Consider the following 24,722-nt stretch of genomic DNA (forward strand, 5'->3'; position numbering starts at 1 on the left):
GTTCCCGGCCCAGCCCGGCCCCGAGCCGGTTCAGGCGCCGGGCACAGGACCGCGCAGCTACTTCACCCGACGGGTTGCGGTCTTCGCCGCGGTCCTGTTCGTGGTCGCGATGACGGTGGCCATCCCGGCGCAGCGCTACGTGGCCCAGCGTCAGAACATCTCCGACCTGCGCTTGCAGGTGGCCTCCGGCACCGAACGGGTCGCCGAACTGGACAAGGCGGTGGCCACGGCCAACGAGCCGTACGCCATCGAGCGCGAGGCGCGGCGGCGGCTGCACTTCGTCATGCCCGGTGAGCTGGCCTACCGCGTCACCGACCCGCTGCTGGTCGAGCAACAGCAGGCCGCCAAGGCCGAGGCCGACGGCGCCTGGTGGGGCCGGATGCTCGAGTCGGTGAACGAGGCCGCCCGGCCGGTCGAGGAACTGCCCACCGGGCAGTCCGCGCCGCAGTAGGTGGTGCCGTAACCGTGGGCCTCGCACCGGAGGACGCCGGGGCGGTCGAGGCTCAGCTCGGCCGCCCGCCGCGGGGCGCCGTCGACGTCGCGCACCGCTGCCCGTGCGGGTTGCCGGACGTGGTCCGCACCCGCCCGCGGCTCGAGGACGGCACCCCGTTCCCGACCACGTTCTACCTGACCTGCCCCTCGGCGAGCGCCGCGATCGGCACCCTGGAGGCCGGCGGGCTGATGCGGGAGATGACCGCACGGCTGGCTTCCGACCCGGAGCTGGCTGCCGCCTACACGGCCGCGCACGAGGACTACCTCAAGCGCCGCAGCGAGATCGCCGAGGTTCCGGAGATCGAAGGCGTCTCCGCCGGCGGGATGCCGACGCGCGTGAAGTGCCTGCACGTCCTCACCGGCCACGCCCTCGCCGCCGGCCCCGGGGTGAACCCCCTCGGCGACGAGGCCCTGGAGCTGCTCGGCGCCTGGTGGTCCCGCGGCCCCTGCGTCGTCGCGCCTCCCATCGCGTAGCGCCGCCCGTCGCGCGCTGCCTCCTGCCGCGTTGCGTCCGAAGCGGCGTGAGCTATAGCGCTCGCTCCTTCGGACGTCCCCTTCGCGCGCCGACGCCAGTCGCGTAGCGTCCGACGGAGGGTGAGCTATAGCGCTCGCTTCTTCGGACGTCGCGGGGGTGCTCGATGCGGGTGGCGGGGATCGACTGCGGGACGAACTCGATCCGGCTGCTGATCGCCGACCTCACGCCCGACGGGTTGGTCGACGTCGACCGCCGGATGCTGGTGGTCCGGCTCGGGCAGGGCGTGGACGCCACCGGGCGACTGGCCCCGGAGGCCCTCGAACGCACCTTCGCCGCCGCCCGCACCTACGCCGAGGCTATCCGGGAGGCCGGCGTGGACCGGGTCCGGTTCGTGGCCACCAGCGCCACCCGCGATGCGGAGAACGCCGCGGAGTTCCGGATCGGTATCGCCGAGATCCTCGGCATCGAGCCGGAGGTGATCACCGGCGAGCAGGAGGCGGCGCTGTCCTTCGCCGGCGCCACCGATGGCCTGGCTAATGACCCGCAGGGCGGTGGGCTGGCCCGGCCCTACCTGGTCGTCGACGTCGGCGGCGGATCCACGGAGTTCGTCCTCGGTGATCTCGTTCACGGCCGGGGCACGGTGCAGGCCTCCCGCTCCGTCGACGTCGGCTGCGTGCGGATGCGTGAGCGTCGGCTGCACGGCGACCCGCCGAACGCCGTTGAGATCGCCGCGGCCACCGCGGACATCGACGCCGCCATCGACCTGGCCGCCGAGGTGGTCCCGCTCAAGGAGGCGCAGACCCTGATCGGGGTGGCCGGCACCGTCACCACGATCGCCGCGATCGCGCTCGGGCTGGAGACCTACGACCCGGTCGCGATCCACGGCTCCCGCATCCCCGCCGTCACCGTGCACGAGATCGCCGCCCGGCTGCTCGCCGCGACCCGCGAGGAACGCGCCGCCATCTCCGTCATGCACCCCGGCCGGGTCGACGTGATCGGTGCCGGAGCGTTGGTCGTCGACCGCATCGTCACCCGCCTCGGTGACCTGGACCTGGTCGTCTCCGAGCACGACATCCTCGACGGCATCGCCGCCTCCATCGCCCGCTGATGAGCTGGGGCTGGTGGAGGGCGGCCGCATCAGACGTTTCAACCCTGTCGCTCAGTTGCGCGATCGCCGACGTAGCGGGGTTGCGGTGATCGCGGAGAGGTTGCCGTTCGTCGCGCCCGGGACCGGGTGGCCGGACGACCCGGCTTCCGCCGACACCCCGGCTGCGTCTGACCCGGCCGCGGTCGCCGAGCTGGCCGCGATGGCGCCGGGCCTGGCAGAGCTGACGGCGCGTCAGTCCGTGTGCCGGGCCTGCCCGCGCTTGGTCGAGTGGCGCGAGCAGGTCGCTCTGGAGCGACGCAGGTCCTTTGCCGACGAGGCGTACTGGGGCCGGCCGATCGCCGGCTGGGGCGAGGATGAGCCGCGGGTGCTGATCGTCGGCCTCGCGCCGGCCGCGCACGGCGGCAACCGGACCGGACGCGTCTTCACTGGTGACCGCAGCGGGGACTGGCTCTTCGCCTCGCTGTACCGGGTCGGCCTGGCCGCGCTCCCGACCTCGACGCACGCCGGCGACGGCCAGCGGCTCATTCACGCCCGGATGGTCGCCGCGGTCCGCTGCGCTCCGCCGCTGAACAAGCCGACCAACGACGAACGCGATGCCTGCCGGCCCTGGCTCGACCGCGAACTCGACTTCGTCCTGCCGCACCTTCGCGTGGTGGTCTGCCTGGGCTCCTTCGGCTGGGACGCGGCGCTCGCCACCCTCGCCGCGCACGGCATCGCGATCCCGCGGCCGAAGCCGAAGTTCGGCCACGGCGTCGAGGTGCCACTCGAAGGCCCCGCCGGCGACCTGCAGCTGCTCGGCTCCTTCCACCCAAGCCAGCAGAACACCTTCACCGGCCGACTGACCGAGCCGATGCTCGACGCGGTTCTGGGGCGCGCGGCCGCTCTCGCTCGGTAGCGTGGTGGGACACCCCGCCCGGGTGGCGTAACTGGCAGCCGCGGCGAGCTTAAACCTCGCTTCCCGAAAGGGAGTACGGGTTCAAATCCCGTCCCGGGCACCGCGCTGACCTGCAGTGATACCGATTTCGAGGAGTCCGGGCCCCGCCGTCGACGGGCCCCAGTTGCAATCCCAGTTGCAATTCAGTTGCAGGCCGCGGGGCACCGCACGCGGCCGCCGCCGTTCAGACCCTGCGGAAACGCGACCGGCGTAGCCTCAGCTATGGCCTTCGAACGGATCAGCCGGGACCCGGATGTCATGGGTGGTGTTCCCTGCATCACCGGCACGCGGATCCCGGTGGCGACCGTGCTCGCCTACCTGGCCGAGGGACAGACGCCGGCGGACCTTGTCCGTGACTTCCCGCAGCTCATCCCCGCCGACGTGGTCGAGGTACTGGGCTTCGCCGCTGGGACCGCTGGCCCCTGAGCCCCTGGTCAGTCCCACAGCGCCCGGCCCATCCGCTCGGCGGCCTGGCGGGCGAGGGTGTCGGTGACGTGTGTGTAGCGCTTGGTCATCGCCAGGGTGGAGTGTCCCAGGATCTCCTGCACGACCCGGATGTCGACGCCCTGTTCCAGTAGGAGGGTGGCTGCGGTGTGGCGGGCGTCGTGTAGTCGCGCATCGCGTACGCCCGCCACCTTGAGCAGGTCCTTCCAGGCCCGCCAGTCCTGCTCCGGGCCGAGGTGCCGGCCATCGGGCTGGGTGAAGACCAGATCGAGGTCGTGCCACAGCGGCCCAACTGCCCGTGCTGCCTGCGGAGCGGCGCGGTGCCGGACGAGCTGGTCGGCCAGCGGCGCCGGCAGGACGAGGGTGCGGGTCTTGCCGCCCTTGGGCTCGTGGAATCCCCACTCACCGCCGCGGCGCTGGGGGCAGTGCCGGGCGTGGGCGGTGCAGCCCGACCCGCACCGGTCCCGGTGCCGGCTCTCGGCGCAGGCCGCGGGCTGGTCGCAGCCGTGCTGGTACGGCTCTTGCCTGAGCTGGAAGACCGGATCTGCTGACGGTCGAGGTCGACGTGCTGCCAGCGCAGGCCCAGCGCTTCGCTCTGGCGCAGCCCGAGGGCCAGGGCGACCGACCACCGGGCGGTGTTCGGCACCTCGGCCGCGGCGGCGAGGATGCGCCGGGCCTCAGCAGCTGTCAGGGGCGACATCTCCGGCTCGCGGTGGCGGGGCGGGTCGACGAGGGTGGTGATGTTGCGCCCGACGATGCCGCGGCGCATGGCCATGCGATACGAGCGGCCAAGGATCTGATGGACCATCAGGACGCTCTTGCTCGACAGGCCCGAGGCGGCCAACTCCAGGTACAGGGCGTCCAGGTGCTCCGGGCGGACGCGGTCGAGCCGGTGCCCGCCGATGCGGGGGATGATCCACCGCTCGATGCGGGGCCGGTACACGGTCTCGATGGTCGTCGTGGACGCGGTCCGCGGCGCGATGGTGTCCAGCCACACCCGCAGCCACTTGGCCACCGTCGGCGCCGGTCCCAGGGCGCCGAGCTGACCCGCGTCGCGCAGCCGTTCCAGCTCGCGTACCTTCACGGTCAACTCCGCGCGGGTGCCGGCCATGCGATGGCGGCGGTCGGCGGCGCCGTCGGGTCGGATCCCGACCGTAACCCAGCCGTGCCACTGGCCGTCGGCTCCCTGATAGATCGAGGAGCGGCCGTTGGAGCTGCGGCTCACCGCGGCACCCCGGCCTGCTCAGATCAGCGGCATCGGGCAGCTCATAGCGCTTCTATTCCTAAAGCGGTATGGTTGTGCTATGGAGATCTCGGTGGGGGAGGCGGCTGCCCGGCTGGGGGTGAGTGAGCGGCGGGTGCGGGAGCGGATTGCCGTTGGCGACCTGCGGGCTCGCCGGGTGGGGCGAGCTTGGGTTCTGGAGGAAGCACAACTGGCGCGCTCTGATCGGCTCGGGCGTCCGATGTCGCGACGGGTGGCGTGGGCGTTCCTGGACCTGCTCGCTGGCGGGAGTGGGGACGGCGTGACCCAGCCTGAGCAGTCACGGCTGCGGCGCAAGCGTGAACTGCTGCTCTCGAGTTCGAACCCAGCGGCGTTGTTGCGTTCCTGGCTCCCTTCCCGGGCTCTGGTGCAGCGCTGGTCTGCGGCGGCTGCCGATCTGCCGGCGCTGCGGGACGACGAGCGGATCGTGCTCTCGGGGCTCAGTGACGTTCGTAGTGGGCTGGCGGCGGCCTCCGTGGTCGAGGGCTACGTCGTCGCGCGGGACCTGGACGACCTGGTTGAGGAGTATCTGCTCTCGGCCCGCGGCGAACCCAACGTGGTTGTCCACGTGCTCGACGAGGACCGTGCGGTCTCGCGCCCGCTGCCACTGCCCGTGGTTCTCGCCGATCTGGCCGACCACGACGGGCCCCGAGAAGCCGCGGCCGTCGAGCGGCTCCTGCGGCACCTATCGTGACCGTGGTGATGCCGCCCATGACGGCGGCGCAGGAGCAGGCGTGGCTGACGCTGTTTCAGTTGACCGCGTGCCTGGGCCGGAGCTGGTGCCTGGTCGGTGGGCAGATGGTGCATCTGTACTGCGCCGAGCGGGGCTTCACGCCGAACCGGCCCACTGAGGACGCCGACGCCGTGCTCGACATCCGGGCCCAGCCCAACATCCTGGCCCAGTTCACCCAGGCACTGATTGACCTCGGCTGGGCCACGGCCGGGGAATCACCCGACGGGCACCAGCATCGATGGGCCAAGCCAGTGGCGCATGTGGCGACGGAATCGTCGGCGCAGATCGACGTGCTCATCCCGACCAACGTGGGCGCGCGTGCGGCCGGCCGACGCGGAGCAACTGCCGGCACGACCGTGCAGACGCCCGGGGGACAGCAGGCGCTCGATCGCGCCGAGCTGGTCACCGTCGATGTCGCCGGCACCGTCGGCGAGGTGCCACGGCCGAACCTGGCTGGGGCGCTGGTGATCAAAGCGGCCGCCTACCGGAACCGGCTCGACCAGCACCGTGATCGGCACCTCACCGATTTTTCCGTGCTCGCCGCGATGGTGCAGCGCAGCGACAACCTGCCAACCACCCTGCGGCGCCGGGACCTTGACCACCTCCGTCCCGCGCTCACCGATCTCCGGCGGCGACCCGAACTCACCGCCGCCGTACCCGGGGCCGACCGAGGCATGGACGTGCTTGCCCGCATCGTCGGGTTGTGACACCGACCCCGCCTGGATGAGGTCGGGTCTGCCGCCGTTTCCGGGCGCGCGATCCCTCGAAGCAGAGCGCTGAACTGCCGGTCCCGTGACATTAAATCTGACGTTGAAATCCGGCGACCGTGGTGGTTCACGCGGGCGGAGAGGCAGTTTCTGACCCCAGGGCACACGCTCAAGAGGCCCGGTGCGGTGCTCGGCGTGCGCCTTGTAATCGAGCGGTTCCCCGCGGCGACGTCCCGATGTGGAGGTCGTCCCGGTGTTGATCTGCGTCCCAGGCGCGGCCCGGGCGTGGGTGACGCCGAGGTCGCTGGCGGGCTTGCAGTTGCAGTTGCAGTTCCAGTTGCAGTACGGCCGCGTCCGGCCTGATCCACCCAAGTCCGCCGAGGCTCCTGACCTGCGGAAACGGACTCTGATGGACCATCACAAACCCATCGAGGCGACCTTAAACCTCGCTGACCGAAAGGTCGTACGGGTTCAAATCCCGTCCTGGGCACACTGCTGACCTGCGGAAACGCCGAATTAAGTGCGATGAGCAGGCGTAGTGATCGCGCCGGTGGTAGCAGTTCTCGCGACGACGGGTCGTCGCAGACGAGTGGTCGTGTGGGTCGGCGGGCACGTTCCAGCGCCGAGTGGTGAGAGTGCCGTACGGTCGCGTCCGCCTGCGTCAGCTGCGGTCGAGGTCCAACGCGCGGAGGGCGATGCTCTCGTTGTGCTCGAGGTGCTCGTGCATCGCCGCGGAGGCGGCCTCCGCGGCGCGTGCGCGGAAGATGTCGACCAGGTTGTGGTGATAGTAGCTGTGTGAAACTGTGCGCTCCGGCGGCGCCTGGCCGCCGGCGTCCGACTGCACATCCGGACTACGATGTGCGATAGTTGACTTTGGTGACGAGGGTGGGGACGGTCGACGTGGTGCGGCAGCTAGGAGACCTGGAGGCCGTCGTCATGGACCGGCTCTGGGCATGGGGTCGTCCTGCCTTGGTGCGCGAGGTCCTTGAGGATCTGTCCCTCGACCGCAAGCTGGCCTACACGACGGTCATGACCGTGATGGACAACCTGCACACCAAGGGCGTCCTGAGCCGGGTTCCCGATGGCCGCGCCTACCGCTACACCCCGGTCCGTAGCCGCGCCGAGCACAGCGCCGAGTTGATCGCCGCGGTCCTCGCCGACAGCGAGGATCGGACCGCGCCCCTGCTGCGTTTTGTGGAGCAGATGACTCCGGCGGAACTGAACCGCCTCCGCGCCGCCCTTGACCAAGCTCCGGCAGCATCCTCTGGTGGGTTACCTGCTCGATCCCGGCGCAAGGGTGGAGCTCGATGACGGACAGCCTGGTCCTGCTCGCCTATGCGATCGGTGCGGGCACCGCCGGAGCGGCGCTGCTGCGGCGGTGCGCCTGGCCTCAGCGCGCACCGCGCCTGGGTGTCGCCGCGTGGCAAGCTCTCTCTGGGTCCGTCGTGCTGGCGTTGCTGCTTGCCGGAATCACTGCTGTTGTCCCGCTGCGGGCGATCGTGACCACGAACCCCGCTGAGGTGCTCCACACGTGTCTGATGGCCTTGCGCGCCCAGTACGACACCCTCGAAGGCGCGGTGTTGCACGCGACCGGGCTCGCCGCCACGCTGGGATTTGCCGCACGCGTGACCTACCTGCTGACGACGGGATTGCGCGACGCCCGGCGGCTTCGCCGCGAGCACCTGACGCGGTTGCACCTAGTTGCTCATCGCGATTGCACCCTCGACGCGTTCATCGTGGATCACCCCACTGCTGCGGCGTACTGCGTACCCGGGCGCGAGGGAACTATCGTGCTGACTACCGCCGCCGTGTCCGCCCTGGGTCCTGATGAACTAGCGGCCGTGCTCGCCCACGAGCGTGCGCACCTGCGGGGCCGGCACCACCTCGTCCTCGCCGGCGCAGCCGCGCTGGCGGGAACCATGCCGCTGATGCCGGGCTTGCGTTGGGCCCAGGCCGAACAGGCGCGGCTGTTGGAGATGATCGCCGACGACGACGACGCCGCGGTCGGTGCCGGGCGATTCACCGTGGCCAGCGCACTGGTCCACCTGGCGGAAGGATCCGTCCCTGCCATGGCGATGGGCGCGGCCGACATCGCCGCAGTGGCGCGCGTGCGGCGGCTGGTCAATCCCGCGCACCGTCTCGGCCTCGCGCACCGCGCGGCGATCGGCGCGGCGGTAGTGGTGACCGCGGCCATGCCGATCGCGATCGCGGCGACTCCGGCCTGGGCCGCAACACACGCGGGCTACTGCTCCGCTCCGACGCTCGACCGGACGGCCTGAGGCTCGGACGGTTGCGCTACCGCTTGACGCCGCGGGGATAACCGAATGTGCGCGTGATCAGGTGATACGGCGCGGTCAGGGTTTCCCGCAGGATGCGGTGCTCGCCGTCGAGCACCAGTTCGGCCTGGACCAGCTCCGCGGGAAAGCCGACACGCAGGATGATGTCTCCGTCGGTTGTCCTGCCCACGATGACGGCCTGGGACGCGACCCCCGATCCGTAGAGTTCGCTCTCCAAGAACTCCGCGGCGGTTCCGCGTAGCCGCATCACCGGGGCGGGCCCCCGCGCTCGTGTCGCTGGTGACGCGCTCCTCGATGACGATGCTGCCCAGCTTGCGCATTGCCGCTACGACGGCGCGCAGCTCGTCACCCCCGGGGCGAGCGGGCCATGGCAGCGTCAGCTGCACGGTTCCTCCGGGCCATCCTTCGGCTCGGGCCCGAAGGCGCACCGTGTTGACGCCGTCGGGCCAGCGGATCGCGGTGACGAAGCATCCGGGTCCGCAGCTCAACCAGGCCAACGGCTGCTCCGCGCCCGCGTCCGTGGTGAGGGTGCCGGATAGGTCGTAATGGTTCCGGTCCGCGGTGTCGACGGCCCTGTTACCGAGACGCGGTGCCGACAGGCGCACGACCAGCTGTCCCTCGCTCGCGGTCGCGCTCACGCCGATGGCTCCGGCGCGAGCACCGAGGGGAACGGACAAGCCGACAGGAGGTGGCGGAATTGGCAGCGCGGAACCTCCGAGGGCGCGTGGTGTCGGCAGGGAGACGAGGAATGCGGTGAGCGACACGACCAGCGCCAGCACCCCGGTCTCCGCACCGAGGATTCGGACACGTGGTGAACGCTGCGTGGCCGGGGCGGACCGAGCACTCAGGTGGCGTCGGGCTACCAGCGCGAGGACCGTGACCACACCGACGAGCGCAACCTTAACCAGCAACACGCGGCCGTAGGCGGTGGTGGTCCACGCCGACCACGGGACCAGGAGCAACGCGCTCAGGGTTCCGCTGACCACTACGCCCGCGAACAACCAGAGCGCCAGCCGGGCGTACGCGCCGAGCACCGCCCGTGCGTGCGTGCTCCACCCCAGCCGGCGCCAGCGGACCATCACGATCACGACGAAGGTCAGCGCACCGACCCAGATCGAGGCGGCCAGGACGTGGACCGCGGTGAGCAGGGCTCCCCATCCAGGTGCAGCTGTCGCAGCGTGGGCGCGCAGACCCTCGGCGAGCACCACAGCCATGAGCGGGATTCCTGCCCAACGCTCGCGCCGCGCCGCCGCAAGACCGCCGGCGACCGCGAACGCCACGATCTCGGTCAACGCCGCACGACCGGCCCGCCCGTCGAAGAGTTCCTGCAGCGAGAGGCTGCTGGCTCCTCGCCACAGGCTGCCCTGTCCGAGGACCAGCGCAGCCAGGCCCAAGGCATCGGGCCGGGTGCCGGTCGCACGCCCGTCGGGAGGAGCCCTGCCTCTGGAGGGACAACGCTGGCTCAACGACCTGGCCGCTATGACCGGCACGGTCGTGACGTTGACACCGAGGCCCACGCCACCGACCCGGCGCTCGACTCCGGCGCCGCCGTCGAGTGCTCGCCCGGTCGATCGCCTCCCCGGGAGCGCGACCGATCAGCCTCTGAGGCGGTCGACGACCGGATCACCCCGGTTCCGGCCGGCCGCGACCCGCAATATCGCAACTAGCAACTACATTGCTTAGTAGTATACATCAGGACAGCTGGAATCTTGACTGCCGTCGCCCCCGCGGCGCCGTGCCCACCTCTTTCGTGATGGACCGTCAGGGTTGGAACGCTGCTCGCGGGATCGGTCGAAGCACCGCAACTCAGTTGGGCGCCGTGATCGAGACCCTCCTGGTAAAGGTACGCACCGCACCCTCGTCGTCAGTTTGATACTATTGACCTTAGTAGTAACCGCTCACGAAGGTTCCTTCGCGGGCGCGGGCGCCAAACCCACAGGAGAAGAAGATCATGGTAGAGCTGCTCAGGAGCCTGGCCATCCTGGCCTGTCCGGTCGGTATGGGGGCGATGATGTGGTTCATGATGCGCGGCCGCGGCGGTTCGTCGCAGACCGCGCCTGCCCAGGTCCCTGCCAACAGCGGTGAGTTGGCCCGGCTTCGCGCCGAGATCGACCAGCTGCAGGCGGCGCAGCGCGACGCCAATCCCAAGGCCTCGCCCCGATGAACTCGCTTGTCCTGCCTGTCGCGACCCTGCTGGCGGCCATCGGCCTGACCTACGTGTTCTGCATCCGGCCCATGCGCAAGGTCCGGTGCGCCACGACGCGGCCCTCGGCGCCGGACGTAACGGCAGGCCGGGGCTCCGAGCAGGCGGAGATCGAGGCGGCCCGAGCGCAATTGGCTGCCCTACGCGCCACCCAACCCGCGTCCCGCGACACCGATGCCCATGTCGGGAATGACTGACCCGCTAACCACCGATCGGTGTGCGGTCCGAAAAATCCGCCCCCACGGGGAGTTATCGCTTTTCATGTCTACGTTGGCGTTTTTCGCCACAGGTTTCTCGACCGGGTTGGTGGCCGGCGGTGCCTCGTGGCGCGGCCGTTCCAAGGTGCCGCCGCGGACGCGATCCGGCTGGCCCGGCCCACGCTGGGGACGATCAAAAGCAATCTGGTGTGGGCCTTCGGCTACAACGTGGCTGCCCTTCCGCTGGCTGCGGGCGGTTTCCTCAACCCCCTCATCGCTGCGCCACGATGGCCTTGAGTTCGGTGTTCGTCGTGAGCAACAGCCAGCGTCTGCGACGCTTCCGGGCGCTGAGCGTCTGACCGCAGCCGGCGGCTACGGCAGGCCTGCTAGGAGGACCTGTCGCAGATCGTTGATGCTGGGGGCGCCGCGCAGGTCACCGTGTTCGTCCCGGTACAAGCGACAGGACACGCTCGGCTCGATGTTGGTCCGGGGGAACGGGTCGCGGCCGTCCACCAGCAGCGTCGGCGAACCGTGCATCCCGAGGACTACCGCGTCTGCGTGATCCACGATCAGCTGTAGGGACACCGTCACGTCCGCAAGTGCGGCCAGCACCTCCTGTGCTCGCCGCGCGAGGAGTTCCGCATTCGGGCAATCCGCGACGTGCAGTACCTGAACCTTCATGGGCCATCCCAGCACCGCGTCGTCCCGAGCGCGCGGCTCACGACGACCGGTCGGCGTATCGGGTGGTGAAACTTGTCCCACCGTCGGTGCTCTGCAGTATTCCGCGCTCGGCTGCGACGTAGAGGGTCTGCGCGCCGTTGCGTACGTCCACCGTTAACGCCTCGGGCTCGCCCGCGATTGTGCCGCGCTCGGTCCAGCCCGCACCGCCGTCACGGGAATGGTGCACTGCACCGTCAGTGTCGATGCCGTAGAGGGTGTCTGGGCTTGCCCAGGCCACGACGACCAAGGTGGGCGCCCCCGCCACGGCGGCCCAGGTTCGGCCTCCGTCGGTGCTGCGCAAAAGGCCGTCGGATGTCGTCGCGAGGATGTTCTCCGGATCCTGCGGATCGACGACGAAATCCCGCATCGGGCGCGTGCTCCGAGTTTCCCACTGCACGCGGTCGGGCGAGACCATGAAGGTGCCGCTGCCGGATTCGTAGCCGTAGACGCGGCCGTGAACGGCATGCAGGGTGTGGAAGTCGGCCTTGCCGCTCAGACTGAGCGGAACCCAGGTATTCGCGCCGTCGGTAGATTCGATCAGGCCGAGGCGAGAGGGCAGGTTCTCCCGCAGGTCGGGGTGCCCGGAGCCGAGGAAGGTGTTCGGGCCGGTGATGGTGAAGCCCATGGTGTCCTGGTAGCGATTGGCGACCCGGGTTGCCTTGCCGGTTGCGGGTATCCGGAAGATCCCGAAGTGGCTGGCGGCATACAGCACGCCGTCGGCGGGATCGACGCCGAGTGCGTGCACGTGCTCCAGACCGAGTTCGGGGTAGTCGTCGGCGGACAGGGGCTGCTGCCCGGCCGCGGTGTCCTTCGAATCGCCGTTGGTGACCACCAGCGTGACCGCCGTGCCGAGGAGTACGACCAGGGCCGTACCGATGGTAGCGACCAGGGCCCGCCCGGGCACCCACCTCATCGTGTCGCGTCCAGACGTCGCATCAGGCGTCGAGGAGCTTTTGAATGCGGGCGAGTTCCGCCTTTTGGGCGGACTCGATGTCCGAGGCCAGCGCGGTCGCCGCGGGGTTGCTTCCGGCGTCCTGCGCACTGCCCGCGATCGCGAGGGCACCACGGTGGAGTTCGAGCATGAGAGTGAGGAACAGTCGGTCGAATCGTGCCCCCTTGGCTGCGGTCAGCCGCTCGATCTCGCCGCCGCTCGCCAGGCGCGGCAGCGCCTCCGGCATGATCTCGGCCAGCTGTTCGGGGCTCATCTGGGTGAAGTCCATGCCAGGCATCCCGGCCATCAGCGGCGCGCCCCAATTCGCGAGCCACATCTGCATCGCCTCCACCTCGGGCGCCTTCCCCGCCACGATCGCCGCGGCCAGTTTCTTGACCTTCGGGTCCTTCGCGCGCGTCGCGGCCAGCGAAGCTATCTTCACCGCCTGCAGGTGATGCGGGAGCATCAACTGAGCGAAGTTGACGTCGGCGACGTTGAAGTTGGAGTCAGCAACGGGTTGCGCGGTGACGCCTTCGCCACCGCCACCGCCACAAGCGGTCAGCACAGCGGCGGCCGTGAAGGCGACGAGCGCTGCGGCGGCCGTTCGGGGCAGTCGTCGCGTAAAGCTCATCGGCCCTCTCTTCTTCGTCTGGTCGTGTGGCTGACGCACCCGGCCGAGATTGCGCCGGCGGCCGGGCGGTTACATACTACGGATATTAGTACTATGGGCCGTGTTCAATGCCGCGCTCGGTTGCGTCTGGGCGTCGGTGGCGCCGAGGTCGCTGGCGGGCTTTCAGTTGCAGTTCCAGTTGCAGTACGGCCGCGTCCGGCCTGATCCACGTAAGTCCGCCGAGGCTCCTGACCTGCGGAAACGGACTCTGACGGATCATCACAACCCATCGGGGCGACCTTAAACCTCGCTTCCCGAAAGGGAGTACGGGTTCAAATCCCGTCCCGGGCACCGTCTCTCACCTGCGCAGATACCAAATGACAGGGGCGCAAGGCCGTCGCCCGAGCCCGTTGGGTTGCAGTTGTGGGTTGCAGTTGTGGGTTGCAGTTGTGGGTTGCAGTTGGGAGAGCCGCGGTGGCCGCTGCCGCCGCCGTTCTGCGCAATCCTGTGGACGTCCCGCGCGGTCGGCGTACACTGGATGATCGCCTGTTGCGCTGAGCTTCAGGAAGTGAGCCCGAGACCCGTCCGGACGGACGTGGCGCTCGGGCTTCGCGCTTTCCTGGGTCTGGTCAGACTGAGCGGACGGCGCCCAGGATCGGGGCGATCCGCCGGCGCCAGTCACCGGAACGGCCCAACACCACGCAGCAACGTCCGGCAGGGCGAGTAGCGGTTCGGTGTGGGCCCGCGAGTGCACGTAGCGGATGGACTCTCGCGCGTCGGCGGCCCGGACAGCCTCGATGAGTCGCTGACTGTCGAAGCTCACCAAGGAATCGTTCTGCTCGATCACTACCCGCGTGTCGCTGCCGGCGGCGGCGAGGTCCTCGACCAGTGCAGTCAGACAGGCGGCTCGGGCGGCTCGGTCGGTCGGGTACCGCCTGGCGGCGTCGTAAATGGTCGCCGTCAGCCTGGGTTTGAGCGAATGTCCGTCCCGGCCGACGACGCCTCGGCGGCCAGTTTGAGGATCTCGTCCACCGACCACTGGTCGTAGCCGTGAACTCCGTACTTGCTGGCCAGCACTTTGCCGTTGGGTGCCACGAGGAAGTCGGCCGGGAGTCCGCGCGGGCCACCGTTGAAGTCGAAGGCAAACTTTCTCCGTTTGGCCAGCAGACCACGCACTTCCGCCCGCCATGCGCCCGGGTGCAGCGGAGCTCGCCAGGACGCCTCGACGCCGAACTCCCGATAGAGGCGCTTTTCTGGGTCGCCTACCACCGCGAACGGGGGCGGATCGCTCTGGTGGGCGAGTAGCGAGGTTGTCGAGGAGTGAAACAGCACGACTTCACGGATGCCGGCGGCTTCGATCTCGGCATAGCGTGCGCGGAGGGCCTGCAGGTGCAGATGACACATTGGGCATCCGGCAAAGCGCCGGAACTGCAGATGCACGAGCATGTTCGGGTCCGGAACCAGCACGGGCTCGCCGTAGATGCTGATCAGCTTCCGGGTGCCGACGTCCGCGCCGGGCGCAATCCGGCGGCTCTTCTGATTGACCATCAGAGCTTTCCCTTTCACAGCGGATGCCGCCCGCTGAACGCGACGACTCGCTCGGTCGGGGTCGCCCCGGTAGCCGCTTGCACCTCCGGCCCGAACCGGCCTTTCGGTCGCATCATCGGCACCAGTTGCGAGCCGACCGCTTCGGCGAGCTGCGCCTCCTCCTCGCTGAATTCGACCTTCTCCCCGATCGCGACCGCGAGGTCCCAGCTGTGGAGCAGGGTCGAGTAGGTGATGACCGCGATGGCCTGCGCGGCCGGCACGGTGCCGAGCACGATTGTCACCGGGGCGTCCCAGTCCGATACCGCGCCCCATGCGGCGTGAGAGCGATCCACGATGCGCCGCGCCGCGCCCTTCGCGTCCCCATCGAGAACGTCGTCGCCACCGAAGACTTCAGCCTCGGTCGGACCGCGGCCTCCGTCCAAGGTCGCGGAAAACAGCGCCATCGTCTGCAACGTGTGACTCAGCATCGCGCGGACGTCCCACCCGGTGCATGGGGTGGCCCGGCCCAGATCCTCGTCGTCCAGCAGATCAACCAGCCCCAGCAACCGTGCATCAGCGCTCTTCAACAGCTCCAGTTCGGCCACTTCGAAACCTCCGTAGTAACGGGAAAAACGATTTGTACCGTTACAATAGGCCGTCGATGCACTACAGGCAACGGCTGCGGGCCGACCCGAGAGAATCCTGATGTGAGCGACCCCCCCTCGCCGATCGCCGGCCTTTCCTTGGCCGTCGATTTCGTCAACACGGTCTGGGTCACGGGGGGACGCACCGTCGACGTAATGGAATCCCGCCATGGTCTGCGGCAATGGCTGGATGCGGTGGCGGAACGGTTGGCGCAGGATGGGTGCCGGGACACGCTCCGGGCATCTGAATCGCTGCGCCGGGCCCTGCTTGAGGACCGGCAGCAGATCCGGTCGCTGTTCGACGCGGCCACCGGCTGGGGTCACATCTCGACCGGCACCCTTCGGCACATCAACGAATGCTCGCGGAGCGCGCCGATCTGGATGGAGATCGCGGACGACCAGACCAACGGCATGCGCGTGAGGCGCCGCCGGGCGGCTGGGGCCGACTCCGATATCCGGGCAGCGTTGTGCGACGACGCGCTGCAGGTCGTGGCCACCGGTCAGGTCCGGTCTTGCGGGGGACCCGGTTGCATCGGGTATTTCGTGCCCGCCCCGCGCCAGCAGTTCTGCTCACCGCAGTGCAGCACCCGCGCACGGGTCACGCGGCATCGGGCCGCTGCCAAATCCGGCCAGGACCGACCTCAGACCGGCCGACGTTCCACGGCTCCGGACTAGGACTAGCCGCCGAGACCGGGGCCTCGGCGTAGGCCTCCGGATGTCACGTCGACCGCATCGGTGCGCGTCCCCGGCGCAGCACTGACGGGTTGCAGTTGGGGTTGCAGTTCGCCCCTGTCCGCCGGCGCGCACGAGGGTCGCCGGACGGCCCAATCCTGTGGACGGCCCGAACGTTCGGCGTACACTGGTGATCGCCTGTTGCGCTGAGCTTCAGGAAGTGAGCCCGGCAGCCATCCGGACGGTTGGTGAGCCGGGCTTCGCGCTGTCTAGACCCGGCGGACGTCGGTGACGATGGGTTCGATCGGGCGCCGCCAGTCACCGCCCTTGGCCCAGCACCACGCGATGGCGTCGGGGATCGCGAGGAGCAGTTCGGCCTGGCCGCGCTGGTGCTCGTAGCGCAGGCTGTCGCCGCAGTTCGCCGTCCGCGTGAGTTCGATCAGCCGCTGAAGGTCCCAGCGCAGGAGCGAGTCGTCCTGTTCGATCAGCAGCCGGGTCGCGCCGCCCCGAGCGAGGTCGTCGATGAGCGCGCCCAGGCAGGCTGCCCGCGCGTCGAGTTCGTGGGAGTACCGCCGGCACGCGTCGTAGACCGTCGCCGTGATGGCGCTGCCGCAGATCGCGGCTACGATCACGCGCTTGCGCGGGTCGGACTCCTTCGTCATGTGTACGCGGCGCTGGCCCTTGAGGACGAGCCCCCGTACCAACTGGCGTAGGTCGTCCGTCAGGTCTGCCGCTCCGGTGTGGGCGGCGACGAGTTGGTAGCCCCGCTGCTTGGTCTCATCGACGAAGACGTGGGCGACCATGCGAGCACCTTCTCAGCCGCCGACGACGATCTCCGACCGGCCGTCAGTCCCACAGCGCCCGGCCCATCCGCTCGGCGGCATCGCGAGCCAGGGTGTCAGTGACGTGGGTGTACCGCTTGGTCACGGCCAGCGTGGAGTGGCCCAGGATCTCCTGGACCACCCGGATGTCGACGCCCTGTTCCAGCAGCAGCGTGGCGGCGGTGTGGCGGGCGTCGTGCAGCCGGGCGTCCCGGACTCCGGCGCGGGCGAGCAGAGCCTTCCACGCCTCCCAGTCGGCGCGGGGCTGGATCGGCCGCCCGTTCGGTTGGGCGAACACCAGGTCGAGGTCGGTCCAGGTGTCGCCCGCGATCAGTCGTTCGGCGGCCTGGGCGGCGCGGGCCTGCGTGCGGGGAATATGCATGAGGCGGGTCGCGCGCCGCGTGGTGGTAAGCGGCGAAACCATCCATGATGGTCCGTCAGGTGTCTAAGTTGCTGGCTGGCATCACCGAAACACCGCACCGGCGAGGGCAGCTCTACCGGGTGCGCGATCAGGCACGTGTAGTCCAGCCGGGATCGGCTACTCGCTCAACGACCGGAAAAGTTCAGCCGTCTCGTCTCGTCGCCGTGCCCGCGGTTGCCCGCCCCGGAATGATTGACCTCCATCGAGTACGAGCTCGTCATGTCCACACCAGGCCGCCGGGGCGCCGGACCCAAGCTGTCACCTGGTCGTGCGGCAGACCCTCTCGGACCGTCGGCCCACGTCAGTAGGTCGTGGTTGGTGCGGGCTGACGGGCGAGGCCCCACAAGGCGATCTTGACCATGTCGTCCACGAACTTGTCGGGGTCGGTACCTGGCTTGACCAGCATCCAGTCGAAGGTCACCAGCCCGAACACCATGCCGACGAGGATGCGCAGCACGCTGTCCAGCCCGTCCGGGGAGAACCACCCGCGACGGCGGGCCTCTAGCTCGCCCATGAGTTGGATCCGGTGAAACATCTGGTCGACCGAGAGGCGCAACTCTGCCAGCGTCTCGTCATCGACCTCCTTCCACGCCGAGATCAGGCCGGCCAGGACCTCGCCCTGGGTGGTGAGTTGCTTGTAGAGATCACCGATGTACGACCGCATCATTGCTTCGTCGCCCGTCGGGCCCTCTCGCTGGGTCAGCCACACCGCGGTCAGGTTGTCCAGGAACGTCATGAAGGGCTGGAGCGCCGCGGAGGAGAAGATGGCGGCCTTGCTGTCGAAGTGCCGGTAGAGCACCGAGAGCGAGACGCCGGCGCCTTGGGCGATGTCACTCTTGGTGGTCGCCGCGTATCCCTTCGCCGCGAACAACGTGCGCGCGGATTCCAGGATGAGTTCGCGAACCTCCTCCGGTCGTCGCCGCTGCTTGCGCGGAGGGGGCGGGACCGTCGCACGGCTGGGTGCCCCGGTTGAAGCGGTCATGGGTCGCTCACAGCTCCTGACTCGCCCGCCGATGAGGCCTCGCCTGAAAGATGATCGTACCCCTCTAAGGGAAAGAGTATCCCTTGACTAGCAAGGCGGTGTGCCTTAGCTTCCATGGGACACGGTTTCCCGATGAGCAGCGAGGTGACGGTAATGACGCCGACACTGACAGGTCGTCAGGGCGAGATCCTGCGCTGTATCGGCGACTTCACCACGAGTCGGGGTTACCCGCCCACGGCCCGTGAGGTGTCGGACGCATGCCAGCTGGGGGGACCTTCCGGGGCCCACCGCATGCTGGAGACCCTTCGGCACAAGGGATTCCTCGAGCGGGCCGAAGGATCCAGCCGGAGCCTGGTCCTGAAGACGCCCCGCCTCGACTGCACGTCCCTGGACACCGGGGATCTGTTCCGTCTGGTGACGGTGAGCGAACTCCACCGCATCTTCGCGGATCTCAACCTGAGGATGGCGCTCGCATCGGATTCGGCCCGGACGCGCACCTACCTGATCAACGAGGCGCTGATCCGTACTACGAGGACCAACGTCCTCGTCGAATCCTTCTCCCAGGTCGGCCTGCGCGGAGTGGACGTGAAGGACCACCTCCGCCCTCTGGAATCCGCTCTCGCTCGCGCCTCTGGCGACGCGTGGGAGGACTTCATCGTCGATCAGTGGACCTTCAACAGCGTCATGGCGTCGCTGAGCAGCTCGGTGGCGGCTGCAGACTTGCGGCTTCACGCCGTCCTGTGGCCGGACATCCGCATCGGGCAGGCCGCAACCGCCGCCGCCGGGAGCTGGATCCGAGACTTCCTGACGGCTCATCCCGCTCGCGCCCGGGACTGCGCCCAGCGGGCCAAGGTGGTAGCAATCGGAACCGCCGAGATGTTGATGAGCCTTGATGCTGCCTATGGCTGGGGTGAGTTCTCCGTCAAATTCGACCCGTCGCAGGTCGAGGAGTACGCGCCGCTCTGCGCCTGACCGGGTTCGTCCTGGGCTTCACGCTCGTCGGCGACGGCGCACGCGAGGATCTCGAAGACCCACGTGACATAGGCGCTGCTCGGGGGACCGTCGGCCGGCGGCGCGACCTGCAGATCCCTGACCTCCTGCGCGAATACCTCCCACACCTCTTCGCCCGCCTCCTCGCTGCCGCGCGGGCTGGTCACCGCTGTCGGGGTGCGTCGTTCGAGAGTGGATGCCGACTGTCTCTTCCGTCCGGTGTCGACGCTAGGTTCGCCGAGCCCGTGCGGCAATGGTGACCATGCGTTCCATCGGACTCAGCGGCGTGCAGGTGGCAATTTGTTCACGATTGACCGGACCCGTATGTGCGGCCATCGTGGCGGGAACGACCCGAAGGGGTCGGCGACGTAGCTGACGGACCATCCGGTTAGTGCTGACGGTGTGCGAGCCGCGTCTTCGATGTCGAGGGAGAGCTGCTCGTGAGCTTCTCGCTGCGAAGCCAAGTGGCGATGATCTGGTGGGCGATCGGCTTCGGGGCGATCTTCGGGCTCAGCTTCGTCTTCCTTCTGCACATGGTTCCGCCGCCGAACGCCGACATGGACAGTGCGGAGCTCCAGCGCTGGTACGAATCGAGAGCGGGCGAGATCAAGATCGGGGCGACGATCTCGTCCTACACCAGCGGGTTCATGGTGCCGCTGTTCATCGTGATCGGTGCGCAGATCCGGCGTCACGAACAGGGATTCCCGGTGTGGACCTGGGCCACGATCATCGGCGGGTCGTTGACGTCGCTGTTCCTGGTGTTTCCACCGCTCCTGCTGGGTGTGGCTGCGTTTACCCCCGGCCGGGACCCTGACGCTACGGCGGTCATCCACGAGTTCGCGGTGCTGACCTTGATCACCACGGATCAGTACTTCGTCTTCCCGTGGATCGCCCTCATCGTGATCAGTCTGCGACCGAGCACGGTCCCAGCGTCGCCGTTCCCCCGGTGGTACGGCTACTTCAGCCTCTGGATGCTCACGATGGTTGAACTGGGGGCACTGGCCTTCAACTGGAAATCGGGCCCGTTCTCCTGGCGTGGGCTCCCGTTCTACTTCCCGTTCGCCTTCTTCGGGGTATGGATCGCCCTGACCGCTTACCTGTTGCTCCGCAGCATTGCCGCGCAGCGAGCACTCCTGGCCCTGGACGAGTCGATCGGGCCGGCGAAGCCCCCATCTGACGCCGATTCAGACTCCGCAGCGATCGCCGGTGATGAACGAATGGTCACGATGGCGGTGCCCGGCACCGGTTGGTTGGCTTCAAGTCGACGCGCGGAGGAACTTCAGCCGACCGCAGTCGAGATGGGAGACTCCCGGTGAAGCCTTGGATGGCCGCACGCCAGCAGGTTGCCGCGGGCCGCGCCGCCACCACTACCGCGGCCACGGGCCTGGTGCTGGTCGCCGTTGGATCGATCGTGCTCGGCTCAGCGCCGGCCGCCCGAGCGGACGCTCCCTACGACGGGTTGGCGCGCGCAGTCGGCATCGACGCCACCCTGACCAACCCCTCCATACCGGCGGGGCTGATCATCGAAGGTATCGGGCCCCAGGCTTCCGCCCACCAGTCCAGCGTCGGCATCGGCGACGCCAACGCGGCGTTCCCGTACTTCGGAGATGTCATCCCGGGCGTGCCGGGTGTGCTCGGCGGGATCTTCGGGCTCCCGGTGCCGCCCTATCCGTTGATCGCATCGTCCGGCAAGGGCGGGCCGCCCGCGAACACCAGCTACCCCGGCGTGCAGTTGCACGCCGAAAGCAATGCAGGGAACACCATCGCTTCTGCCGTCGCCGGCCAGGAAGCCTCCGGACTCACGTCGCTGGCCCGGGTGGATCGCCTGGACGACGGCAGCGTCCGAGCGCTGGCCGACACCGCCGGGAACGCTCTCAAACTCGGCGGTGCCCTCACCTTGTCCCAGTACCGCTCCCACGCAGAGGCGATGGCGGATGCCGGCACCGGAAAGCTGGTGCGCACGGCCTCGCTGAGCATCGGCCGAATCTCAGTTCCCGGGCTCTCGTTCACCATTCCCGAATCGACGCCAGGAACTGTGCCGTTGCCGGTTCCCATTCCGGGGGTTCCCAACGTTCCGCCGGCGACCTTCCCCCCCGTCCCGTTGCCCATGGCCGGTCAGACCCTGGCCGAGCCGGACATCGGTTTGGTCGATGGGTACTTCGTCCTCACCCTCCCGGCCGAAGGCGCCGACCAGAAGTACGTCCTCGACGCACCGGCTGTCCTCGACGCCTTCAAAGCGGCTGGCGTCACGATGGCGTTCCAGGCCTCCCAGCTGACCGAGTCGGGGATTGTGGCGCCCGCCTTCCAGTTCACGACGACCCTGCCCTCCCCGCCGCCAAACATCTACTACTCCGGGGAAACGCCGGTCACCTTCAGCTCTGGCCTCACGGTGGCCCAGGTCGATCTGCGGCTGGTTCCCAGCGCGGGCGCTCTCACCGCGGACGGACTGAGTTCGGACGCGCCGGCGTTGGGCCTGCCCTCCACCGGGGTGGACAGCATCGGGATCGGCGGCGGGTTGCCGCCCGCGGCCGGCGCCGTCCCCGGCCTCGGGTCGGTTGCGGGCAACTCCACGCCGGTGTCCTCCGGGCTGATCCCTGCGGGGAACGCGGTGTCCCTCGACTTCGATGCAGCCGGCATCTACCTCGCCTTGGTCGCAACCGGGTTGCTCGCCTTCCTGGCGGCCACGGCCCTTCGCGTGATGGGAGTGCGTTTCCGATGGGGTTCCTGAAGTACATCCGCGCCCAGTGGGATCGTTCGGCAGCCGTGCTTGCGGCCGTGATCGGCCTGGTCTCGCTCCTGCTTGGCTGGATCGGCACGAGCGGTACGGAGCACCTGGCCAAGCAGATGCCCTACATCGTGTCCGGGGGCATGGCCGGCATCTTCTTCCTCGGCGTGGGCGCGGTCCTCTGGATCTCCGCCGATCTGCGGGACGAGTGGCGTGAACTGCGTTCGCTCGGTGCCCAGTTGCGCGAGGAGAAGCTCGAGCTGCGACTGGCCGTGGACGGTGTCCAGGCCGCGACCTACGACCGACCGGTGCCCAGCCACGCGGGCGCGGGCTCGTGACTGAGGTCGCCGTCCCTGCGGTCCCGCGCTACCTCGCCCAGGAGACGCCCTGGCGCAAGGCCGACAGCCTGCTGTCCTCGGCGGTGACCCTCGTCGGCCTGGTCGGGGTGGGGATCGCCTGGGTCGGGGTCAGTGGCGAGGCGGACTTCGACAATCAGCAGAGCTGGCTGATGGTGGCGATCGGCGCGGGCGTCATCCTCGGGCTGGGAATGTCGTGGTGGCTCCTGGTGGGTTTCCGTGAGGTTCGCCGGGCCCAACGCGAGTTCGTGGCGGACCTGCGCCTCACCCGGAAGCTTCTGCCCACGACGGGTGAGCCGGCCCTGTCCCGGGCGGCGCGACCCGCTGCTGTCGCGCCGGCCCACTCCGACGACCTCGTGACCGGTGAGCGGATGACCCTCGTCCACCGGTCCACCTGCCCCATGGTGGCGGGCAAGCCGATCGTGAACCTCGACCGCGCTCAGGCCGCCGCTCGGCGACTCGACGAGTGCAAGGTGTGCCTGCAATGAACGAGTACATCCCGTACATCATCTTCGGGGTCACCTCCGGGGCCGTCTTCGGGATCTCCGCGATGGGTCTGGTCCTGACCTACAAGACCTCGGGTGTGTTCAACATCGCCCACGGCGCCGTGTGTGCCGCCGGCGCCTACGTCTTCTACTCGCTGCGCCAGCAGGCCGACCTGCCCTGGCCGGTGGCCGCCGCCCTCGTGGTGTGCGTCTTCGGGCCGCTGATGGGGATCGTCCTGGAGCGTCTCGCCGTGGCCTTCAGCGGCGTCCCCACCGCCTTCAAGATCGTCGGGACCGTCGGATTGCTGGTGGCCCTGCAGTCGCTCATCACGCTGATCTACGGGAGCACGAGCCGGGTCTTCGACCCCTTCCTGCCCCAGGGGGAAGCGTTCTCGGTCTCCGGCACCAAGGTGAACTACGAGCAGGTCATCATCCTGTTGCTGGGCTTCGCGGCGGCCGGCGCCCTGGTGACGTTCTTCCGACTGTCCCGGCTGGGAACGGCCATGCGCGGAGTCGTCGACGATCCAGCCCTGCTGGACCTGACCGGCGATTCTCCGACCCGGGTTCGCCGGTACGCGTGGATCATCGGATCGTCGTTCGCGGCGATGTCGGGCGTCCTGTTCGCGTCCACGCAGGCCCAGATCGACGTCAACGTCCTGACCCTGTTGGTGGTGCAGGCGTTCGGGGCCGCCACCATCGCGCGCTTCCAAAGCCTACCGCTGTGCATCGTGGGCGGGATCGTCGTCGGGCTGCTCCAGAAGCTCGTGAGCAAGGAGATCACCGCCTACCCGGATCTGCAGGGACTCGACCTGGCAACACCGTTCATCGTCCTGTTCATCGGTCTGCTGGTGATTCCGCGGCGCAAACTCGTCGAGACGGGCCGTCAGATCCGAGCGAAGGCCGTTCCGCCGAGCCGCGTCCCCCGCCCGTTCCGAGCGGCCGGGTACGGGACCACATTGCTCGTCGCGCTCGCAATCCCGCAGCTGTGGTTCGTCGGTGCGCACCTTCCCGCCTACAACCAGGCCCTCACCCAGGTCACCCTGTTCGTCTCGCTCCACCTGCTGGTCCGTACGTCCGGACAGATCTCGCTCTGCCACTTCGGGTTTGCCGCCATCGGAGCGATCGGGCTGGGCCATATGCAGGGCTATGGCATGCCTTTCGCGCTCGCCGTGATCATCGGTGGGCTGCTCTGCATCCCGCCCGCGCTGCTGATCGCCATCCCCGCGATCCGCCTGTCCGGCCTCTACCTCGCGTTGGCCACGCTGGGCTTCGGGATCATGCTCGCGCAGTTCTGCTACGGCAAGAGCTACATGTTCGGCTTCGGCAGCCTGGCCACCGAGCGCCCGGCGGGCTTCAGCGATGACGAGACCTACTACTACCTCCTGCTGGGGGTAGCCGTCGCGTCGGTGATCGCCGTGCTGGTCATCGAGCGCTCCCGGCTCGGTCGGGTGCTGCGCGGCCTGTCCGATTCCCCGGTCGCGCTGCAGACGCTCGGACTCTCCGTCAACGTCGCCCGCGTCATCGTCTTCTGCATCTCGGGCTTCATGGCCGGAATCAGCGGGGCGTTGTACGGCTCGCTCTTCGGCTCGGTCAGCGCGTCGACGTTCAACTACGTCAACTCTCTGGTCATCCTGGCCGTCCTGGCCATCTCCGGTCGCCGGGTCATGTCGGCGGCGATCGTGGCGCCGGTGTTGCTCTACGTCATCCCGAACTACATCGGCGACCCCGACATGAACACCATGCTCCAGATGGCGTTCGGTTTGGCGGCCATGTTCGCAGCCGCGAATGCTCAGGGTGGATGGGACGTGCCCTTCACCCGCCTCGCGGAGCGATCGAGCGATCGCCTTCGGGGGCCCGCCGAGGCCCGGCTTCGACGGCTGGAAGCACATGACGGCCCGTCAGACAAAGCACAACCCGTTCACGGACCTCGGGTGCCGGTCACTCGCTAGGTCCACGGCCGTGCGGTTCACCTTCCTCTTCTCCCAAG

Annotated in this window: 31 protein-coding genes, 1 tRNA gene and 2 pseudogenes; 22 read left to right on the forward strand and 12 right to left on the reverse strand. The window is 68.9% G+C overall.

Annotated elements, in window-relative coordinates; translation table 11 throughout:
• The 6 genes from H0X00_RS01450 to H0X00_RS01475 all read left to right on the forward strand — a co-directional run.
• Window positions 1-451: septum formation initiator family protein (locus H0X00_RS01450; RefSeq protein WP_293766840.1), on the forward strand; the 451-nt coding region annotated here is incomplete at its 5' end.
• 14 nt (window positions 452-465) lie between these two features.
• Window positions 466-966 (forward strand): DUF501 domain-containing protein, encoded by a 501-nt coding sequence (locus H0X00_RS01455; protein ID WP_293766843.1) that lies wholly within the window; start codon window positions 466-468, stop codon window positions 964-966.
• 164 nt (window positions 967-1,130) lie between these two features.
• Window positions 1,131-2,075 carry a Ppx/GppA phosphatase family protein gene (locus H0X00_RS01460; protein ID WP_293766844.1) on the forward strand — a complete coding sequence of 315 codons (945 nt, stop codon included), beginning with the start codon at window positions 1,131-1,133 and terminating at the stop codon, window positions 2,073-2,075.
• Between the two features lie 88 nt (window positions 2,076-2,163).
• Window positions 2,164-2,970, forward strand: a complete 807-nt coding sequence (locus H0X00_RS01465) for a uracil-DNA glycosylase (protein ID WP_367186388.1) — start codon at window positions 2,164-2,166, stop codon at window positions 2,968-2,970.
• Between the two features lie 16 nt (window positions 2,971-2,986).
• Window positions 2,987-3,070: transfer RNA gene (locus H0X00_RS01470), tRNA-Leu, on the forward strand.
• A gap of 161 nt (window positions 3,071-3,231) precedes the next feature.
• Entirely contained in the window at window positions 3,232-3,435 is a 204-nt protein-coding gene (locus H0X00_RS01475) for a DUF433 domain-containing protein (protein ID WP_293766846.1), read from the forward strand.
• Between the two features lie 8 nt (window positions 3,436-3,443).
• Here the strand turns inward: H0X00_RS01475 and H0X00_RS01480 are convergent, their stop codons facing one another.
• Complete coding sequence (locus tag H0X00_RS01480; protein ID WP_293766847.1) at window positions 3,444-4,082, reverse strand: tyrosine-type recombinase/integrase; 639 nt, start codon at window positions 4,080-4,082, stop codon at window positions 3,444-3,446.
• Window positions 4,083-4,355: 273 nt separating this feature from the next.
• Here H0X00_RS01480 and H0X00_RS01485 point away from each other — a divergent pair, with 273 nt between their 5' ends.
• The 3 genes from H0X00_RS01485 to H0X00_RS01495 all read left to right on the forward strand — a co-directional run bounded on the left by H0X00_RS01485 (window position 4,356) and on the right by H0X00_RS01495 (window position 6,154).
• Window positions 4,356-4,499 (forward strand): hypothetical protein, encoded by a 144-nt coding sequence (locus tag H0X00_RS01485; protein WP_293766850.1) that lies wholly within the window; start codon window positions 4,356-4,358, stop codon window positions 4,497-4,499.
• Between the two features lie 258 nt (window positions 4,500-4,757).
• On the forward strand, window positions 4,758-5,408 hold the full coding sequence (locus H0X00_RS01490) for a helix-turn-helix domain-containing protein (RefSeq protein ID WP_293766851.1): 651 nt from the start codon (window positions 4,758-4,760) through the stop codon (window positions 5,406-5,408).
• Complete coding sequence (locus H0X00_RS01495) at window positions 5,405-6,154, forward strand: hypothetical protein (RefSeq protein WP_293766852.1); 750 nt, start codon at window positions 5,405-5,407, stop codon at window positions 6,152-6,154. The genes H0X00_RS01490 and H0X00_RS01495 overlap by 4 nt, the downstream gene beginning before the upstream one ends.
• A 661-nt stretch (window positions 6,155-6,815) precedes the next feature.
• Here H0X00_RS01495 and H0X00_RS01500 read toward each other — a convergent pair.
• Entirely contained in the window at window positions 6,816-6,998 is a 183-nt protein-coding gene (locus H0X00_RS01500) for a hypothetical protein (protein ID WP_293766853.1), read from the reverse strand.
• Between the two features lie 41 nt (window positions 6,999-7,039).
• Between H0X00_RS01500 and H0X00_RS01505 the strand changes: the two genes are divergently transcribed.
• Both H0X00_RS01505 and H0X00_RS01510 read left to right on the forward strand, forming a co-directional pair.
• Window positions 7,040-7,465: a BlaI/MecI/CopY family transcriptional regulator gene (locus tag H0X00_RS01505; RefSeq protein ID WP_293766854.1), complete on the forward strand. Its 426-nt coding sequence runs from the start codon at window positions 7,040-7,042 to the stop codon at window positions 7,463-7,465.
• Window positions 7,462-8,433, forward strand: a complete 972-nt coding sequence (locus tag H0X00_RS01510) for a M56 family metallopeptidase (RefSeq protein WP_293766856.1) — start codon at window positions 7,462-7,464, stop codon at window positions 8,431-8,433. Before H0X00_RS01505 ends, H0X00_RS01510 begins: the two co-directional genes overlap by 4 nt.
• A gap of 16 nt (window positions 8,434-8,449) precedes the next feature.
• Here the strand turns inward: H0X00_RS01510 and H0X00_RS01515 are convergent, their stop codons facing one another.
• Together H0X00_RS01515 and H0X00_RS23585 are read right to left on the reverse strand one after the other, a co-directional pair.
• Window positions 8,450-8,668, reverse strand: a complete 219-nt coding sequence (locus H0X00_RS01515) for a hypothetical protein (protein WP_293766858.1) — start codon at window positions 8,666-8,668, stop codon at window positions 8,450-8,452.
• A gap of 538 nt (window positions 8,669-9,206) precedes the next feature.
• Window positions 9,207-9,665, reverse strand: a pseudogene (locus tag H0X00_RS23585) (CopD family protein); the annotation flags it as partial.
• Here H0X00_RS23585 and H0X00_RS01520 point away from each other — a divergent pair.
• The 4 genes and pseudogenes from H0X00_RS01520 to H0X00_RS23590 form a co-directional block, all read left to right on the forward strand.
• The gene (locus H0X00_RS01520; RefSeq protein ID WP_293766860.1) at window positions 9,630-10,118 is read left to right on the forward strand and encodes a hypothetical protein; all 489 of its coding nucleotides are present in this window, start codon (window positions 9,630-9,632) and stop codon (window positions 10,116-10,118) included. The pseudogene H0X00_RS23585 and the gene H0X00_RS01520 overlap by 36 nt on opposite strands.
• Window positions 10,119-10,402: 284 nt before the next feature.
• A complete protein-coding gene (locus H0X00_RS01525; protein WP_293766863.1) occupies window positions 10,403-10,615 on the forward strand; it encodes a hypothetical protein in 213 nt (70 codons plus the stop codon).
• On the forward strand, window positions 10,612-10,851 hold the full coding sequence (locus H0X00_RS01530; protein ID WP_293766866.1) for a hypothetical protein: 240 nt from the start codon (window positions 10,612-10,614) through the stop codon (window positions 10,849-10,851). Before H0X00_RS01525 ends, H0X00_RS01530 begins: the two co-directional genes overlap by 4 nt.
• Window positions 10,852-10,998: 147 nt before the next feature.
• A pseudogene (locus H0X00_RS23590) lies at window positions 10,999-11,210 on the forward strand (hypothetical protein); the annotation flags it as partial.
• 13 nt (window positions 11,211-11,223) lie between these two features.
• On the opposite strand, the gene H0X00_RS01535 reads toward H0X00_RS23590, so the two are convergent.
• The 5 genes from H0X00_RS01535 to H0X00_RS01555 form a co-directional block, all read right to left on the reverse strand.
• Window positions 11,224-11,532, reverse strand: a complete 309-nt coding sequence (locus H0X00_RS01535) for a thioredoxin family protein (RefSeq protein ID WP_293766868.1) — start codon at window positions 11,530-11,532, stop codon at window positions 11,224-11,226.
• 37 nt (window positions 11,533-11,569) lie between these two features.
• Window positions 11,570-12,403 (reverse strand): F510_1955 family glycosylhydrolase, encoded by an 834-nt coding sequence (locus H0X00_RS01540; protein ID WP_293766870.1) that lies wholly within the window; start codon window positions 12,401-12,403, stop codon window positions 11,570-11,572.
• A gap of 103 nt (window positions 12,404-12,506) precedes the next feature.
• Complete coding sequence (locus tag H0X00_RS01545; protein WP_293766872.1) at window positions 12,507-13,133, reverse strand: DUF305 domain-containing protein; 627 nt, start codon at window positions 13,131-13,133, stop codon at window positions 12,507-12,509.
• A 939-nt stretch (window positions 13,134-14,072) separates the two neighbouring features.
• Window positions 14,073-14,660 (reverse strand): peroxiredoxin-like family protein, encoded by a 588-nt coding sequence (locus tag H0X00_RS01550; protein ID WP_293766875.1) that lies wholly within the window; start codon window positions 14,658-14,660, stop codon window positions 14,073-14,075.
• 14 nt (window positions 14,661-14,674) lie between these two features.
• Window positions 14,675-15,244 (reverse strand): TIGR03086 family metal-binding protein, encoded by a 570-nt coding sequence (locus H0X00_RS01555; RefSeq protein ID WP_293766877.1) that lies wholly within the window; start codon window positions 15,242-15,244, stop codon window positions 14,675-14,677.
• A gap of 102 nt (window positions 15,245-15,346) precedes the next feature.
• Between H0X00_RS01555 and H0X00_RS01560 the strand changes: the two genes are divergently transcribed.
• Window positions 15,347-15,958: an ABATE domain-containing protein gene (locus H0X00_RS01560; RefSeq protein WP_293766879.1), complete on the forward strand. Its 612-nt coding sequence runs from the start codon at window positions 15,347-15,349 to the stop codon at window positions 15,956-15,958.
• 266 nt (window positions 15,959-16,224) lie between these two features.
• Here the strand turns inward: H0X00_RS01560 and H0X00_RS01565 are convergent, their stop codons facing one another.
• From H0X00_RS01565 to H0X00_RS01575, 3 genes are all read right to left on the reverse strand, one after another.
• A complete protein-coding gene (locus tag H0X00_RS01565) occupies window positions 16,225-16,758 on the reverse strand; it encodes a hypothetical protein (RefSeq protein WP_293766881.1) in 534 nt (177 codons plus the stop codon).
• A gap of 43 nt (window positions 16,759-16,801) precedes the next feature.
• On the reverse strand, window positions 16,802-17,200 hold the full coding sequence (locus H0X00_RS01570) for a site-specific integrase (protein WP_293766883.1): 399 nt from the start codon (window positions 17,198-17,200) through the stop codon (window positions 16,802-16,804).
• A 298-nt stretch (window positions 17,201-17,498) separates the two neighbouring features.
• Window positions 17,499-18,179 carry a TetR/AcrR family transcriptional regulator gene (locus tag H0X00_RS01575; protein WP_293766885.1) on the reverse strand — a complete coding sequence of 227 codons (681 nt, stop codon included), beginning with the start codon at window positions 18,177-18,179 and terminating at the stop codon, window positions 17,499-17,501.
• A 132-nt stretch (window positions 18,180-18,311) separates the two neighbouring features.
• On the opposite strand from H0X00_RS01575, the gene H0X00_RS01580 reads away from it, so the two are divergent.
• The 6 genes from H0X00_RS01580 to H0X00_RS01605 all read left to right on the forward strand — a co-directional run bounded on the left by H0X00_RS01580 (window position 18,312) and on the right by H0X00_RS01605 (window position 24,684).
• On the forward strand, window positions 18,312-19,151 hold the full coding sequence (locus tag H0X00_RS01580) for a hypothetical protein (protein WP_293766887.1): 840 nt from the start codon (window positions 18,312-18,314) through the stop codon (window positions 19,149-19,151).
• A gap of 458 nt (window positions 19,152-19,609) precedes the next feature.
• Window positions 19,610-20,485, forward strand: coding sequence for a hypothetical protein (locus tag H0X00_RS01585; RefSeq protein WP_293766889.1), 876 nt, complete (start codon window positions 19,610-19,612; stop codon window positions 20,483-20,485).
• A complete protein-coding gene (locus H0X00_RS01590; protein WP_293766891.1) occupies window positions 20,482-21,897 on the forward strand; it encodes a hypothetical protein in 1,416 nt (471 codons plus the stop codon). Before H0X00_RS01585 ends, H0X00_RS01590 begins: the two co-directional genes overlap by 4 nt.
• A complete protein-coding gene (locus tag H0X00_RS01595; protein ID WP_293766893.1) occupies window positions 21,885-22,232 on the forward strand; it encodes a hypothetical protein in 348 nt (115 codons plus the stop codon). The genes H0X00_RS01590 and H0X00_RS01595 overlap by 13 nt, the downstream gene beginning before the upstream one ends.
• Window positions 22,229-22,738, forward strand: a complete 510-nt coding sequence (locus tag H0X00_RS01600) for a hypothetical protein (RefSeq protein WP_293766894.1) — start codon at window positions 22,229-22,231, stop codon at window positions 22,736-22,738. The genes H0X00_RS01595 and H0X00_RS01600 overlap by 4 nt, the downstream gene beginning before the upstream one ends.
• Entirely contained in the window at window positions 22,735-24,684 is a 1,950-nt protein-coding gene (locus H0X00_RS01605) for an ABC transporter permease (protein ID WP_293766896.1), read from the forward strand. The genes H0X00_RS01600 and H0X00_RS01605 overlap by 4 nt, the downstream gene beginning before the upstream one ends.
• The last annotated feature ends 38 nt before the right edge of the window (window positions 24,685-24,722 follow it).

It is taken from the genome of Sporichthya sp. (assembly GCF_013815995.1).
Classification (GTDB): domain Bacteria; phylum Actinomycetota; class Actinomycetes; order Sporichthyales; family Sporichthyaceae; genus Sporichthya.